At 66.3% G+C, this 14,682-nt stretch carries 14 protein-coding genes and 1 pseudogene; 7 read left to right on the top strand and 8 right to left on the bottom strand.

Annotation, left to right across the window (positions count from 1 at the left end):
* Positions 1-98: 98 nt before the first annotated feature.
* The gene (locus ADT71_RS12725) at positions 99-803 is read left to right on the top strand and encodes a glutamine amidotransferase (protein WP_231635848.1); all 705 of its coding nucleotides are present in this window, start codon (positions 99-101) and stop codon (positions 801-803) included.
* On the opposite strand, the gene ADT71_RS12730 is transcribed toward ADT71_RS12725, so the two are convergent.
* The 3 genes and pseudogenes from ADT71_RS12730 to ADT71_RS12740 all read right to left on the bottom strand — a co-directional run bounded on the left by ADT71_RS12730 (position 786) and on the right by ADT71_RS12740 (position 4,232).
* Positions 786-1,445 carry an OmpA family protein gene (locus ADT71_RS12730; RefSeq protein ID WP_054437346.1) on the bottom strand — a complete coding sequence of 220 codons (660 nt, stop codon included), beginning with the start codon at positions 1,443-1,445 and terminating at the stop codon, positions 786-788. The two genes, ADT71_RS12725 and ADT71_RS12730, sit on opposite strands and share 18 nt — an antisense overlap.
* Positions 1,442-3,279: pseudogene (locus ADT71_RS12735) on the bottom strand (cation:proton antiporter). Before ADT71_RS12735 ends, ADT71_RS12730 begins: the two are co-directional and overlap by 4 nt.
* Positions 3,280-3,362: 83 nt before the next feature.
* Complete coding sequence (locus tag ADT71_RS12740) at positions 3,363-4,232, bottom strand: LysR substrate-binding domain-containing protein (RefSeq protein ID WP_197283012.1); 870 nt, start codon at positions 4,230-4,232, stop codon at positions 3,363-3,365.
* A gap of 98 nt (positions 4,233-4,330) precedes the next feature.
* On the opposite strand from ADT71_RS12740, the gene ADT71_RS12745 reads away from it, so the two are divergent.
* Positions 4,331-5,356 carry a bile acid:sodium symporter family protein gene (locus ADT71_RS12745; protein WP_054437349.1) on the top strand — a complete coding sequence of 342 codons (1,026 nt, stop codon included), beginning with the start codon at positions 4,331-4,333 and terminating at the stop codon, positions 5,354-5,356.
* Here the strand turns inward: ADT71_RS12745 and ADT71_RS12750 are convergent.
* From ADT71_RS12750 to ADT71_RS12765, 4 genes are read right to left on the bottom strand one after another with little or no spacing between them, the layout of a single operon-like run.
* Positions 5,313-6,230, bottom strand: coding sequence for a hypothetical protein (locus ADT71_RS12750; protein ID WP_054437351.1), 918 nt, complete (start codon positions 6,228-6,230; stop codon positions 5,313-5,315). The genes ADT71_RS12745 and ADT71_RS12750 overlap by 44 nt on opposite strands.
* Positions 6,227-7,582: a lipopolysaccharide biosynthesis protein gene (locus tag ADT71_RS12755; RefSeq protein WP_231635849.1), complete on the bottom strand. Its 1,356-nt coding sequence runs from the start codon at positions 7,580-7,582 to the stop codon at positions 6,227-6,229. Before ADT71_RS12755 ends, ADT71_RS12750 begins: the two co-directional genes overlap by 4 nt.
* 45 nt (positions 7,583-7,627) lie before the next feature.
* The gene (locus ADT71_RS12760) at positions 7,628-8,302 is read right to left on the bottom strand and encodes a nucleoside triphosphate hydrolase (RefSeq protein ID WP_231635850.1); all 675 of its coding nucleotides are present in this window, start codon (positions 8,300-8,302) and stop codon (positions 7,628-7,630) included.
* 34 nt (positions 8,303-8,336) lie between these two features.
* Positions 8,337-9,110, bottom strand: a complete 774-nt coding sequence (locus ADT71_RS12765; protein ID WP_197283013.1) for a hypothetical protein — start codon at positions 9,108-9,110, stop codon at positions 8,337-8,339.
* Positions 9,111-9,346: 236 nt separating this feature from the next.
* On the opposite strand from ADT71_RS12765, the gene ADT71_RS12770 reads away from it, so the two are divergent.
* The 3 genes from ADT71_RS12770 to ADT71_RS31360 all read left to right on the top strand — a co-directional run bounded on the left by ADT71_RS12770 (position 9,347) and on the right by ADT71_RS31360 (position 11,852).
* The gene (locus ADT71_RS12770; RefSeq protein ID WP_054437353.1) at positions 9,347-10,015 is read left to right on the top strand and encodes a response regulator transcription factor; all 669 of its coding nucleotides are present in this window, start codon (positions 9,347-9,349) and stop codon (positions 10,013-10,015) included.
* Positions 10,012-11,385, top strand: a complete 1,374-nt coding sequence (locus ADT71_RS12775) for a HAMP domain-containing sensor histidine kinase (RefSeq protein WP_054437355.1) — start codon at positions 10,012-10,014, stop codon at positions 11,383-11,385. Before ADT71_RS12770 ends, ADT71_RS12775 begins: the two co-directional genes overlap by 4 nt.
* A gap of 155 nt (positions 11,386-11,540) precedes the next feature.
* Positions 11,541-11,852: a hypothetical protein gene (locus tag ADT71_RS31360; protein WP_132469519.1), complete on the top strand. Its 312-nt coding sequence runs from the start codon at positions 11,541-11,543 to the stop codon at positions 11,850-11,852.
* A gap of 96 nt (positions 11,853-11,948) precedes the next feature.
* Here ADT71_RS31360 and ADT71_RS12785 read toward each other — a convergent pair whose 3' ends face one another.
* Complete coding sequence (locus ADT71_RS12785; RefSeq protein WP_054437418.1) at positions 11,949-12,653, bottom strand: murein L,D-transpeptidase catalytic domain family protein; 705 nt, start codon at positions 12,651-12,653, stop codon at positions 11,949-11,951.
* Positions 12,654-12,761: 108 nt separating this feature from the next.
* Here ADT71_RS12785 and ADT71_RS12790 point away from each other — a divergent pair, with 108 nt between their 5' ends.
* On the top strand, positions 12,762-13,214 hold the full coding sequence (locus ADT71_RS12790; RefSeq protein WP_054437358.1) for a hypothetical protein: 453 nt from the start codon (positions 12,762-12,764) through the stop codon (positions 13,212-13,214).
* A 142-nt stretch (positions 13,215-13,356) separates the two neighbouring features.
* Positions 13,357-14,682, top strand: coding sequence for a replication-associated recombination protein A (locus ADT71_RS12795; RefSeq protein ID WP_054437420.1), 1,326 nt, complete (start codon positions 13,357-13,359; stop codon positions 14,680-14,682).

A 14,682-nucleotide genomic window follows, 5' to 3' on the forward strand; every position in this document is an offset into this window, starting at 1 on the left:
GCGAGCATCTACTGCTCTGGAAAATGACATGCGCATGTCGCCGGGCCGCAAGGCCGGTGCGGCAGGCGCCAATGCCGGAACCCATACGAAAGCGCGCCGTGACGACGAAGACCGCCCTCATCATCCGGCACGTTCCCTATGAAGGCGTGGCCGGCTACCGGCAGCCGATCGAGGCCGCCGGCTACGACGTCGATCGCATCGACGTGACCGATCCGGCCTTCTCCTCGCTCGACCTGCGCGAGCCCGACCTGCTCATCATGATGGGCGGCCCCATGGGCGTCTACGAACAGGACACCCACCCCTGGATCGCCTGCCAGATGCGCCGTCTGGCGTTGCGACTGGAAGCCGGGCGGCCGACCCTGGGGGTCTGTTTCGGCGCCCAGATGATCGCGGCGGCCATGGGCGCGGATGTCTATGCCGGGCCGCACAAGGAAGTGGGCTTCCATAGCGTGACGGTCCACGAACACGTGCCTGACAGCCCGCTGCGCCATATCGCCAGCGTGCCCGTGCTGCACTGGCACGGGGACACCTTCTCGCTGCCGGACAACGTCGAACTGCTGGCCTCGAGCCACCTCTACGACCATCAGGCGTTTCGGCGCGGCCCGAACATCCTTGCGCTCCAGTTCCATGCCGAGATGGGCATGGACCCGCGTTTCGACGCCTGGATCGAGCAATGGCCGGAATCGGTGATCGAGGCGGGAGGAGACGAAGCCTCGCTCCGCGCCGCGCATGACAGCCTTGGCCCGAAGGCCGTGGCCGCCGGTCAGGGCATGATCGCGCAGTGGCTAGAAGGGCTGCGCTGAACCTGCCTCCGGCTGCGGGCCATCCGCGCCCTGCTCCTTGGGCGGCTCCGGCGGGCGAACCTCGATCTCCACGCGGCGGTTCCGGTTCCGCCCTTCGGGATCGTCGCTCCCGTCCAGCTTGCGATTGGGCGCGATCGGCCGCGCTTCGCCCATCGCGATCACCGTGATCCGCTTGCGATCGACACCCTTGCCCGCAAGGTAATCGCGCACCGCTTCCGCGCGGCGGCGCGATGCCGCCAGGTTCTCGGCGTCGGAGCCGCGCGAATCGCTGTGCCCCCAGAGTGTGACAGGCCCGCCGGCCTGGAAGGTCGGCGTGGCAAGCAGCCCATCGATGAGCGCGCGCCCGGCATCGTCCGGCTTCGCGCCCTTTGCCGGGAACGGCACGACAAGATGCACCGCTTCCAGCGGCGGCGCCTCGGTGGGGCCGACCGCCACATCGTCGCGGATGATCGATTTCTTCGCCTCGTCGGCCGCCTGCACGACGGCCTCGCTGGCGGTGGATTCGGAAATGAGGGCAGGACCGGCTTCATCCGTCCCGCTTGCTCCCGGTGTGCCTTCGCCCTGCCCGCACGCGGAAAGCGATGTGAGCAGCAGCGCCGGCAGGAGAGAGGGGAGGACCTGATACTTGGGCGCGATATTCATGCGACCGCCTCCTTGTCTTGAGTGCTTTCACGCGGCCCTTCCGGATCCCCGTGACGGGACGGGCCGTAGGAAATGATCGTGTCGCCGGGCTGGGGGGTGGGGCGCGAGGCATGTGTGAAGAAGCGGATCTTGCCGTCCTTTCGCAGGAGGAACAGCATGTCCGCCTCGTCCGGCAGTGCAGCCTGGGCATCGGCGAAATCGAACTGCTCGCTGATCCGGGTCTTGCGGAAGGTCCAGCCCAGACGCTCGCGTTCCGCGATCTCGGCAACGCCGAGGCCGGAAGCGAACATGGCGCGCCCGCGCAGCGCCTCGGGAAGGCTGCGGTGGTCCTCGTCATCCCCCATGCCGCCAAGCTGGTAGACGGAATCGCGGCCGATATCGGGCGCGAACTCACTGCAGACGAGCGCGTTGTAGGCTTCGCTGTCGGTCGTGGCGACGAGAACCTGGAACTGGGCCAGATCGAGCCGCTCCTCGGTCGATTCCGCCAGGATCTCGCCGTGATAGGTGGATATCCCGGCCTGTCGCGCCGCCGAAAGCCGCTGCCAGCTCGTATCCGCGATCATGACCGGCACGTCGAGCTGGCGAAGCTGGTCCGCCAGCGACAGGCTCCACGGCGTGCTGCCGACCACCAGCAGCCCCTTCTTGGTCGCACCCGTGACCTTGAGCCAGCGCGCCACGAAACGGATGCTGAAACCATGCGCCACGATCGTCGCGACCACCACGGAGAACGACAGCGTCACCAGAATGCTGCCGTCGCCGTAGCCGAGTTGGTCCAGCCGGAGGGCAAAGAGGCCGGACATCGCAACCGCCACCACGCCGCGCGCGCTATCCACGCCACCAGCAGGCGCTCGTTCCAGGGAATCTTGCTGAAAGACAGGCTGAGCAGCACGGTCGCCGGGCGAACCAGGAACAGCAGCGCCAGCAGGTAGGCGATGAAGCGCCACTCGAACTGGCGCAGCACACTGAAATCGAGCGAGGCCGAAAGCAGCACGAAGACGCCGGAAATGAGGAGAACGGTGACGTTTTCCTTGAACGGATGAATGTCGCGCAGGCTGTCGAGCCGCATGTTCGCTATCGCCACGCCCATCACCGTCACCGCGAGCAGGCCGGTTTCCTGCTGGATCAGGTTGGAGAGGACGAACGTGCCGATCACCGCCACCAGCAGGACCGGGGCCTTCAGGTACTCGGGTACATGGCCGCGCGGGAAGGCCCAGGCGATCGCGCGGGCAACGGCATAGCCGATCAGCCCGGCGACGACCGCCGCGGCCAGCAGCGCGGCAAGGACCGAAAGCAGGGTTCCCCCCTCGTCCACCCGGCGCAGATATTCGTAGGTTATGACGGCGCAAAGCGCGCCGAACGGATCGTTGACGATCGCTTCCCACTTGAGGATCGCGCGGGGACGCGGCGCCACGTTGCTCTGGCGAAGCAAGGGGATGACCACGGTGGGGCCAGTGACCACGAGAATGCCCGCGAACAGGATCGCCACCGGCCAGACCAGCCCGGCCACGTAATAGCACGCCAGCGTCCCGAGGACCCAGCCGACCGGGATGCCTATGACCATGAGACGCGTCACCGCGCCCTCGGTCTTCCTGAGTTCGCGGAAATTGAGACTGAGGCCGCCTTCGAAAAGGATCAACGCCACGGCGACGGAAACCATCGGTTCCAGCAGGTCGCCAAATGTATGTTCGGGAACGACAAGGCCGGTGACGGGACCCGCAAGGACACCGGCGGCGAGCATGAGGGCGATGGCCGGCCAGCCGGTACGCCACGCGATCCATTGCGCGCCGATACCGAGAATGCCGATCAGCGCGAAGACAAGTGCTTGCTGCTGCATGGGGCCCTATAGACAGCCCAGAAGCCGCCGCGTCCACCCCCTGTGTCCGAAAGCCTTTTCGAAACGCCGCGTCTTTCCCGCCGCTATACCCGCCCCGCGCTGCCGCCCCAATGCAGGATCGTTGCGCAAAGGGCGTCTATCGCCGGGTTGGTCCCGCCCGGTCCGATCACCACGAACTCGATCAGGGGAAGCACGGGAAGGCCCTCGCGCGGCGCGAGGATGGACAGGCCGGGCGGCATCAGCCTGCCGGAATGCGGCATCAGGCCGATACCCGCGCGCGCCGCCGCGCTCAGTCCGGTGAGGCTGGCGCTGGTGAAGGCCACCCGCCAGCTTCGCCCCGACCGCTCCAGCACGTCCAGCGCCAGCGCGCGGGTTACGCTGGGCGGCGGATAGAGCAGGAGCGGCAGCGGCGCGTCCGGAACGAGAGGGAATTCGGGATGGCCCACCCAGACGATCGGCTCCTGCCATACCGAAGTGCCCCGCCGATCGCCCTGCCTCCGCTTGACGAAGATCAGGTCCAACTGGCCCGCGTCGAAAGCGTCGTAGAGATCGTCGCTCAGGCCCGCGCGCAGTTCGAGATCGACGTCGGGATGGCGCCGCGCGAAGGCGGCCAGCACATCGGGCAGCGCCGAAAGGACGAAGTCCTCCGATGCGCCAAGGCGAAGGCGGCCCCTCAGCGGTGCGGCGGAAAGGTGGTTCTGAAGCCGCCGGTGCCCGTCGAGGATCACGCGGGCATGGGCGAGCAGCACTTCGCCTTCCGGCGTCAGCATGACCCGGTGCGTGGTGCGGTCGATGCACCGCCGGCCCGCCCGCTGTTCAAGGCGCTGCACATGCTGGCTGACGGTGGACTGCCTGATCCCCAGCATCCGGGCAGCACCCGTGAAGCTGCCAAGTTCGGCAACGGCCACGAAAGTTTCCAGCAAGTCCACGGGGATCAGGTCCATAGTCATCATGATACATGATGACTGTTATCCATTCTATCGGAATTGTGAATTTAACAGGCCGTCCCTAGTTCAGCCGGGCACTTCGATTCCTACGGAAAGACACGCCCATGACCACGATCCGCAAGGCGCTCTCCCGGCTGCCTGTCGACCGGTTCCTCCTGCTGCTGATCGCCACCGTTGCGCTGGCCGCGCTGCTGCCGGCGCGGGGCAGCGCGGCGGGTCTGGTCGATAAGGGCGTGACCGGCGCCGTGGCGCTGCTCTTCCTGCTTTACGGTGCCCGCCTTGCGCCGCAGGCGATCTGGTCCGGCATGGCTAACTGGCGGTTGCAGGCCCTTGTCTTAGCCAGCACGTTCACCCTGTTTCCGCTGATCGGCCTCGGGGTCGGCCTGATCGCACGGGGCCATCTGCCGAACGATGTCGTCACCGGGCTGCTGTTCCTTTGCCTGCTGCCCTCGACGGTGCAGTCCTCCATCGCCTTCACCTCGATCGCCAGGGGCAACGTCCCTGCCGCGCTGTGCAGCGCGTCAGTTTCGAACCTGCTGGGCGTGGTGATTACCCCGCTCCTTGTCGCCCGCGTCCTGCCCGCCGCTACCGGTGGGTTCTCACCCAAGGCGCTGGAGGACATCGCACTCCAGATCCTGCTGCCGTTCCTGGCCGGGCAGGCGATCCGGCCATGGATCGCCGGCTGGCTGCAACGCCATCCCCGGCTGACGGCAGTGGTGGACCGGGGCTCGGTTCTGGTCGTGGTCTACGCCGCGTTCAGCGCCGGGATGGTCGCGGGAATCTGGAGCCAGCTTTCGGTCCGCGGCCTTGCGGCGATACTCGCCATCGACATTGCCGTGCTCGCGCTGGTCATCGCGCTGACCACGCTCGCCAGCCGCGCGCTTTCCTTCCCGGTGGAGGATGAGATCGCCATCGTCTTCTGCGGGTCGAAAAAGAGCATGGCGGGCGGAATTCCCATGGCCACGATCCTGTTCCCCGGGCACGCGGTGGGCATGATCGTGCTGCCGCTGATGCTGTTCCACCAGGCGCAGCTCTTCGTTTGCGCCACCCTTGCCCGGCGTTATGCGGCGCGGAGCAAGGCTCCGGTCATTCCGCCGGCTCCAGCGAAGGCATGCCCCGCGCCGCAATGACGGCGCCGGTCCGGCTTTCGCCCAGGCAGGCCGCCGTCAGTGCCTCAAGCCGGCAGCCGATATCCTCGGGCAGCGGGAAACGATCCCGGTGATAGTCCCGATGCCCGGCACCCGCCTGTTCGACGAGATCGTCGTGCATGCTGCCCATCAGCCCGTTGATCGCGCTCAGGAAGCGGGACATGCGGTAGAGGTTCTCCTCCGGTTCCAGCGTCCGGCGCGTATCGTAGTAGGAGACCTGCCGGCTGACGATCTTGCGCATGACGTGGAAGGCGTGCCCCGTTACCGGACCGCCGGCCAGGGCCCGGCCCAGCCGCGCGAACTCCCTGCGGCGGAAGGCAAGGAACCCGTCCGCATCGTCAAGCCGCACGCGCCGCAGTTCCCAAAGCACCGCCATCCACACGGGCCGAGCCATCATCAGGCGCAAGGCCATGCCGTAGCCCAGCACGGCAAGGCGCCTGCGGTTGCGGAAGGAATCCTGCAAGTGGCCCATCACCGCCACGGTGGAGCGGAACAGCAGCGGCGCCTTGTGCCTTCTGCCGTAAAGCACCAGCGCGAAACGCAGCTGCTTGTAGCGCGCGCGGATATGCTTGTAGCGGACGCGGGCATCCTGCGGCAGGTCGCCCGTCAGCACGAGCGTTCCGGCAAGATCGCGCATGGCACCGCGATCGGTCCCCGCGCGCCAGAATTCCACGCAGAGCGAGAGGCAGCGCCGCATTTCCGCTTCCGTGCAATCCACCGGGATCGGATCGGGCAGGCTGACGACGGGATCGACCACATCGTCCATCTCGACCGCCTCGAACAGCGCCTCCAGCGTTTCGGGCGTAAACACCTCTTCCCGGTTCGTCGCCCGGCTCCTGATGGACCGCACCGTCATGCCTGCGCGCCCTGCGCCATGATATGCGAAAGGCGGTGCCGCTCCCGGTAGGCCCAGACGGTGGGTATCAGCATGAACAGCGCCTTGAGGCATACCCCGGCGACATAGGCCAGGCCCGCCCCGGTGATGCCGAACATGTGGATCAGCGCGAAAAGAAGTACCGCATAGCCCAGCGCCGCGCTGCCCTCCGCCACCAGCGACGACCGCTGGCGCCCGGCCATGTAGAGCAGGGATTCGAGCGGGAAACTGGCCATCGTCACGATCAGCGAAATGGTCATGAGCTGGAGCAGGTCGTAAGCCTCGACATAGCGCTTGCCGAAAACCAGCCCGATCACCGGCTCGCCGCCGAGGATCACCACCAGCAGGATCAGGAAACCGATCGCGCCGGATATGGTCGCGCTGCGTATCGCCAGCTGCCACGGATGGCGGCTGGTCGGATCAAGACGCATGATCTCGGGATAGAAGCTGCGGGACAGCAGGTCGGCCGGCTTGCTGGCGGAATCGAAGAAGGTCGCCGCAATCTTGAACAGGCCCGCGCTCGTCGGGCCGAGCATGGCGCCGACGATGAGATTGCTCACCGGACCCCACGCCGCCCAGATCGAGTGGGCGAAGTTCGTCGTCCACACGAAGTCCCAGGCCCCGGCAAGGCGGCGGCCGGGACCGAACAGGCCGGGACGCAGCGCACCGCGAATGCCCTTCCGGCGCAGTTCCTGAACTGCCATGAACCACAGGCAGAGGTCGCCAGCGAGATCGGCGATGTACCAGGTGAGCACGAAGCCGGCGAAGCCGAAGTGCCCGAAATAGGAGATCGCACCGCCGACCGCACGCAGCAGCGGGGTCGCCAGTTGCTGCACGGCGATCTGGTCGAACCGGTCCAGCACGCGCAGGATGCCCGTGGGCGTCGCCGCCGTCATCGTCGGGATCAGCGTACAGTAAAGCATCGCTAGCCCGACATCGTCGGCGCCGATGCCGAACCATTCGGCAAGGAACGGCAGCAGGACCAGCCCGCCCGCAAGGCCGACAAGGCCGCTGGCAAGGTCGAGCCCGAATGCGAAGCCGGTCACGTCGCGCAGTTCGTCCACGTCACCCCGGCCCAGCGCCGGGGCGCCGTAGCGCACGATGAACTGCCAGGTCTGGAACTTCACCAGCGCGCCTACGCCATTGGCATAGGAATGGATCAGCACCAGCGTACCGAACAGCGCCGGGCTCATGCCGCGCCCGGCGCAGGCCAGCGCAACGAGGCCGAGCAATGCGGCCACCAGCTTGCTGGAACCGAGGTAGGAGGCATTGCGGACGATGGTGCGGAACACCCCATCGGCAAACCATTGCTTCATGGGCAGGGTCCTGATCACGCCGCGCACTCCTGCAACGGCGATGAGGCAGGCGCCTCGTTCCGGTCAAGGCGCTCCTCGATGGCGGCCTTCGCAAGCGCAAGGACCTCGGCAAGGGGCTGCTCCGATCATCTCGACGATGGGAGCGCCCTCGAACATCAGGAGCGGCACGTCCGCGATCTTGCGGGCGAGCGAGGACAGGCGGTGGTCCGGCTTGCGCGCCACCGCCACGTCGAGCGAGACGTTGAGACGGATCACGAGGTCGGGGCGGTTCACCACCATCGCCTCGTAGCGGCGGCGCTCCGAGCGGGCGAGCAAGCCCACGAGACCAGACCGGCCGGCACTGGCAAGTCCCAGCCCGTCCATCGGCCCGGGCACGCCCAATTGCGGAAAACGGTCGGCGATGATGGCATTGCCCTCCCGGCGCAGCCGCATCATCCGGCGGAAACGGCGCACGCGCCGCATCGAAAACGCATAGATCACCAGTGCCGCCAGCAGCCCGGGGCCCTTGTCGGTCTGGGCTTTCCGGGCCTTGGCATGGATCGACTTGTCGAGCTTGCCGCCCAGCAGCGGCAGGCGCGCGATCCGGCGGCCGATATTGCCGGACTGCTTGCCGAGATGACAGATCCGCGCCGGTTGCCGCTCCTCCAGCCAGGCGCGCAGTGCTTCGGTCACGGTCGACTTGCCGGAACCATCGCAACCGATAACGGCGATGAGGGGCGGAAGAGTTGTCTTGTTCATCGTAAGGCCTGAATGAAAGATCGTCGGCAAAGGATCAGCTGTGCAGCCCGTACCGCCGCAGCACGGCGAGAACGGTTTCCAGCACTTCGTGATAGGGGCGGGTCGCATCGACATCGACGATCTGCGCGCCGCCGAAGCGCAGCGTCGGCACGACGGCCAGCTTCTTCTCCAGCATGTCGCGCTGGTGATCGGACTTGCGCGCAAGGGCAGTATCGACATCGACGTTGAGGCGGATCACCACGGTCGGCCGATAGGAGGCCATGTCGTCGTAAAGCGCCCGTTCCCGCGCGGCGAGACGTTCCACCACAGCCGAACCCCTGCGTTTCCACGAAAGCCCGGGGCCATCGAAGCTGCCGGGAACTTCCGCTTGCGGATAGCGGTCGGTAATGACCTGGACGCCGCCCCGGCGGTAGTCGAGCACCTTGCGGAACCGGCGGCCCCGCGCCAGCGAAAAGCCGAACATGGCCAGCGCCGTGGCAAGCCCGGGCAGGCGCTTGTCCGGCCCTTCGTGCGCCTTCTTTGCCTTCCTCGTAAGAAACCGTTCGGCAAGTCGGCCGATCAGCGGGAGTTCGCCGATCCGGCGCCCGAGATCGCCCGTGCCGAGCCCGAGATACATCGACCGCGTGGGAGACTGCCGGTCCAGCAGCGCAACGAGATCGCGCGCAAGCGTGGACTTGCCCGAACCGTCGCAGCCGATCAGGGCCACGCAGGGCGCCAGGACGCCCCGGCTTCGCACCGGCACACTCCCGAAAGCGGATTCGAGGGAGGAATAGGACGCGATCTCTCGCGGGGACTTGTGTATCGTCATGTTTTCGTTAGCCGTTCCTGTCGCCGTCCGCAGCGTTTTCGCTTCCGGAAACGGCGCCTGCGTTCAGGTCGATCAGCGCCCCTAGGCCGCGAAGCTGATGCGAAGCTGATGGCGCAAAAAAGATCTCTCGCGGTTTGACGGGCGGCTGGAAGCTGGCGTAGTCCGGCGTTTCGCGAGCCAAGGCTCAAGCCTTCCGGTCCCGTTGCCGGGCGTTCAATCTCGCTGGGAGCCGTGCCTTGCCCCGCCTGCTGGTTGCGGAAGACGATCTCGATCTCGGCGCCGCGATGAAGCGCGCTCTCGAACTCGACGGATACGTGGTCGATCACTTCATGCGCGGCGACGAGGTTCTCGCCGCCGCCAGCGTCAGCCCCTACGACGTAATCCTGCTCGACATCGGGCTGCCGCAAATGTCCGGCCTCGAAGTGCTCCGGCAGCTTCGCTCCGCCCGCAATACTGCCCCCGTCATCATCATCACCGCGTTCGACCGCACCCAGCACCGCGTCGCCGGGCTCGATGCCGGAGCGGACGACTACGTGGTGAAGCCGGTGGACCTCGAGGAACTCGCCGCGCGCATCCGTTCGCAGCTTCGCCGCAAGGACCGCCGGCAGGATAACAGCGTGAGCATCGGCGACGTCACGCTGGATTTCGCCGGACACGTTGCCTCGCTGGCCGGAGAAGACGTGGCGCTGACCGCCAAGGAATACCGCGTTCTGGCCCTGCTCATGCGGCGCAGCCGGCGTTTCGTGTCCAAGGCCGATCTCGAGGGCGAGCTTTACGACCAGGATCACTGGGTCGAATCCAACACGGTCGAAGTCGCCATCTCCTCCCTGCGGCGCAAGTTCGGGCGCGATTTCATCCGGACGGCGCGCGGCCTCGGCTACATGGTGGGGGGGCAGGAGACGTGAGGCGGTCCTCGCTCTCCACCCGGCTCTATCGCCGCGTGCTCCTGCTACTGGCGCTGACCGGACTGGGGATGGGCACCGTAATCTACACCGTGGCCAACCGGGAGATCGGCCGCGCATCCGACGCCCAGCTCGTGAACGCCTCCCGCCTGCTCTACATGATGATGCAGGACGAATTGACAGCAGGCGTGCTGGCCGCGCGGGGAACGGGGCTGGCGGACGACGATCCGCTGCTCTCGCCCGAAGAGCGCAAGGCGTTCCACGCATCGTACGACTGGTGCATGTTCGCGGTGTTCTGGGATGGCAGGCCGGTTGCTCAGTCCGGCTGGGGAGCGCCGGTCAGCCAGGTTCCCCGAGCCGCAGGGCTCCACGATTTCACCGCGGTCGGCGATCGCTGGCGCAGCTATGGCCTGCCCGGCCGCGACCCCCGCCTGCTCGTCGTCGTGGCAGAACGGGACGCCATGCGCGAATTCTCGATGGTGCCGGTCCTGCGCAAGCTGGCGCTGCCGCTGATCCTGCTGATCGGCGCGGGCATGGTGGTTCTCTGGTGGACCCTTCGCAAGAGCCTTTCTGAAGTGGAACGGCTGGCTTCCACACTCAATGCGCGCTCGCTCGCCGATCTCACGCCGCTGGTGCCGGATGACTGGTCGCGCGATCTCGGGCCGCTGATCATAGCGCTCAACAAGCTCTTCTCGCGGCTCGATCAGGCTTACGAACTGGAGCAGGCCTTCACCGACGACGTTGCCCACGAACTGCGCACCCCGCTCGCGGCGATCCGCGCGCAGGCGCAGATCCTGCGCAAGACCGCGCCCGCCGAACTGCGGGACGATACAAGACGGCTGCTGGGCGTCGTGGACCGGGCGAACGACCTGATAGACGGGATGCTCACGCTCGCCCGGCTCAATGCCACGGCAGTTTCAAGCCGCTCGGTCGATGTCCATGCGCTGGTGGCCGATGTCGTGGCGGAAACCCTGCTGCACCTGCCCGCCGATGCGATGGAATTCACGGTCACGCCCGATCACATCGTCCGCTGGCGGTGTGATGCGGCCTCGCTCCAGATCGCGCTGTCCGCCGTGATCGAGAATGGCGTGCGCCATGCCCGCGATGGTGGCCAAATCGACATTGCAATCGTGCGCGGCGCGGATCGGCTGGTGGTAACCGTGGGGGACCGGGGCGACGGCGTTCCAGCTGCGGATCGCGAACGCCTGCTCCGCCGATTCGAACGCGGTTCTTCGGCATTTCCCGGCAGCGGCCTTGGCTTGTCGATCGCGGTGAAGGCGATGAACCTTGCCGGCGGATCGATCCGGCTGGAGGACCGGCAGGACGGCCCAGGCCTGCTCGTCATCCTCACCCTTCCCGCCGCTTCGGAGTAGATGCCGCGCGCCCGGCACAAGAGGCGTTTACTGACCAACTCCTGCCGCACCGGCGGATTTCCGCAAAAATGTGCAACGAAACACACGGTACAGCGTTCTTTATGGGCGCTGAAGTGATATTATCCGTTTTGGCAGTAATCAGCACGGGGACACGAATGCCCAAAGACGCAACGGTTTATTCGATCGATTCCACTAACGCACGGACCGCCGCGTCCAGAACGCCTTTAACCGATCAACTCAGTGCAATTCTCGCCCAGTTAAGTGAAGCCATGGTCGAAGCCGATGATATATCGCTCGATTTCAAGGGAAAACTTATGGTTCACCTCGATGTAAAGCGGGGCGAGGACCTTCCCTTGGTCGAAGCGAAGCTTTCCGCCCTGGGTGACGGCATGTTCTCGCAGGTCAGCCGCGGCGCAACGCCGCATCATCCTTTTTCGCACCGCGTGACGGCGCTCGTCACGATCTGACGCGAAAACGCCGCAGGGCTGCGCCGATCGGCGAACGCGCCGGTCGGCCTCGGGGATGCGCTGAACTCCCTTGGTGTGCGTTACCCCTGTGGGAAATCAGCCGAGCTTGGCGGCGTAGATCAGGCGTCCTTCGCCGAGATGGTCGAACGCGCGGTTAAGCAGGCTGTCCCCCACCGCAAGGCAGCCCTGGCTGCGGCCAAGCTTGCCATGAGCACCGATCATGTTCGGTTCGGCATACCAGGCCCCGTGGACAACGATCGCGCGTTCGAGCGCATTGCTGTTGGTGGGATCAAGACCGACAAGCCGCTGTGAACGACCGTGCGCGCCAAAATAATAGTCCGAAGTCAGGAACGCGCCTTCACTACTCGCGTTTGACCCGGGCCGGTTCGAAAAACGCTGAAGCCAGCCGGTATGCGCGGGATCGGACCCGCTGCCATGCGCGACATGCAGCGACGTGACCTTGCGGTTTTCAAGGTCAACCAGATGGAGACGCGGCTGCGAGGACGATGCCGAGAAATCGACGATGCCGATTCGATCTCCCTTCACGCGCCCGCCATGCCGGTTCAGCGCCGCCATGGCGGCATCGAACAGCGGCGCTGCGACCGTTTCGGGTTGATAGGGCCTACGCGGCACGGGAAGCGCCGCAGGTGCGACGGGGGCCACGGAACCCGGGCGCGGAAGCACCAGCGAAGGGGCACGCGGCCTTTCCGGAATCGCGGTGGCAATGGCGCGGGCGGCAGAGGAGGAGGTCGCTGCGAACGCGGTCGCTGCAACGATCATGTTTCGGCGGCTGAATTTCATATCCACCTCGCCATATAGCGATTCTGTCGACAAAGTCTTGGCCAGTTTCGCATCCATCGTCACAAGCTGTTGCCCAGCCACCCCAAGGCGAGAAGGGAAGGATACATCATGACGGCAGGGCGTTCCGCACATCTTTCGAGTGAGGATTATCGCCAGGCGATTGCCCTCATCATTCGCAACATCCAGAAATCCGGGGAATTATCCGATGGCCAACTGGCTACCCGTCTGGATTGCTCGAACGGCACGATCCGCAATGCGCGCAGCCGCGCCACCAGCCTCGATCCGCTGATCCTGGCCCGGATCGAACGCGAATTCGGCCCGGGCGCCATCGACCCTTTCCTCTCGCTCGCGCAAGTTCGGGCGGTTCCGCTGGCCACCGCCCGCCCGCAGATGGACCCGGTCCTCGCCATCGTCGAGGCGCTGCACCGAATCGTCGAGGCCCAGTCGGTGGACAGTGACGGCGGGTCGCGGATCACGCCGGTGGAACTGCGAAAAATCATCGAGGAACTGCGCCACGGCCGCTCCGCGCTCGACGCGCTGATCGCACGCGCCGAGGCCTGAAGGCTGTCCCGACGGGGCCGGTTCTTCAGGACAGGAGCGGTTCGTTTCAAGCGCCATCCCGCCATTCTTGCCATGGCCAGCCATCGCTCTATGAGGCGAAACCGCTAGCGCATGTGCCGAATACCCGGCGGATCGAGGGATGATGAGCGACCTGTTCGATACTGGAACCCGCCCGGGCCGGGTGCCGCTGGCAGCGCTGCTGCGACCGGCGACGCTTGACGAGGTGATCGGCCAGGAAGCGGTTGTCGGCCCCGGTTCGATCCTGCGGCGCCGGATCGCGGCGCGATCGCTGGGCAGCGTCATTCTCTATGGCCCGCCCGGCATCGGCAAGACCTCGATCGCGCGGGCCGTGGGCGCGATGCTGGGCAAGGAATTCCGCCCGCTCAACGCCACGCGCGCGGGTGTCTCCGACTTGCGCCGGATCGCCGACGAAGCGCGGATCAAGCCGGTGCTGATCTTCGTGGACGAGGTTCAGAGGTTCTCCGCAACGCAGGCGGACGATCTGTTGGCACTCTGCGAGGACGGCGTGGCCGACTTCATCGGCGCCACCACCGGCAATCCCTATCACGTCCTCACCCCGGCGCTGGTTTCCCGTTCGACTATCCTCAAGCTGGAGCCGCTCAGCATCGAGGAGATGGAGCGGGTGGTCCAGCGCGGGATCGACCATCTCGCGGGTGAAGGCATCGAAGTGTCGATGACGCCGGAGCAGCGCCGCATGGTCGCCGGGCGTTCCGGCGGCGATGCCCGCCGCGCGCTGACGACGCTCGAAAGCCTGGCGGTGGGGCACGAAGCGGATGGCCCGCTGCGGATCACGGACGAGATGCTGACGGAAGCCTATGTCTCCGCTCCGATCAACCACGACCGTTCCGGCGATGCCCATTACGACATCGTTTCGGCCTTCATCAAATCGATGCGGGGTTCGGACCCCGACGCCACGCTCTACTGGCTCGCGCGCCTGATCCACGGCGGCGAGGATCCCCGTTTCATCGCACGGCGGATCATGATCCATGCGTCCGAGGACGTCGGCCTGGCCGACAATACCGCCCTCCAGACCGCCGTTGCCGCAGCGCAGGCGGTGGAAAAGATCGGCTATCCCGAGGCCCAGATCGTCCTCGCCCATGCCGCGCTGCACATCGCCCGTGCACCGAAATCGGGCTCGGTCACGCGCGGAATATCGCAGGCTCTGCATTTCGTCGGCTCGCAGCCGCCCGCAAGCGTGCCCCTTCATCTGCGCGATGCCCATTACAAGGGCGCCGCCGCCCTGGGCCATGTCGGCTACAGGTTCCCGCATGACGACCCGAGGGGCTGGGTCGAACAGGAATATGCGCCGGGCCTCGCCAGAGGCGCATTCTATCAGAGCGACGCCCGTAGCGCCCCCACCTTCGAGCGCCGGGCGGACGAATACTGGACCCGCACCACCGGTACGCCGCAGCCCCGCCGCCTTCCCGGCGACGATCCATCGGCCTGA

Origin of the sequence: Novosphingobium sp. ST904 (assembly GCF_001298105.1) — a bacterium.
In the GTDB taxonomy this organism is placed as follows: Bacteria; Pseudomonadota; Alphaproteobacteria; order Sphingomonadales; family Sphingomonadaceae; genus Novosphingobium.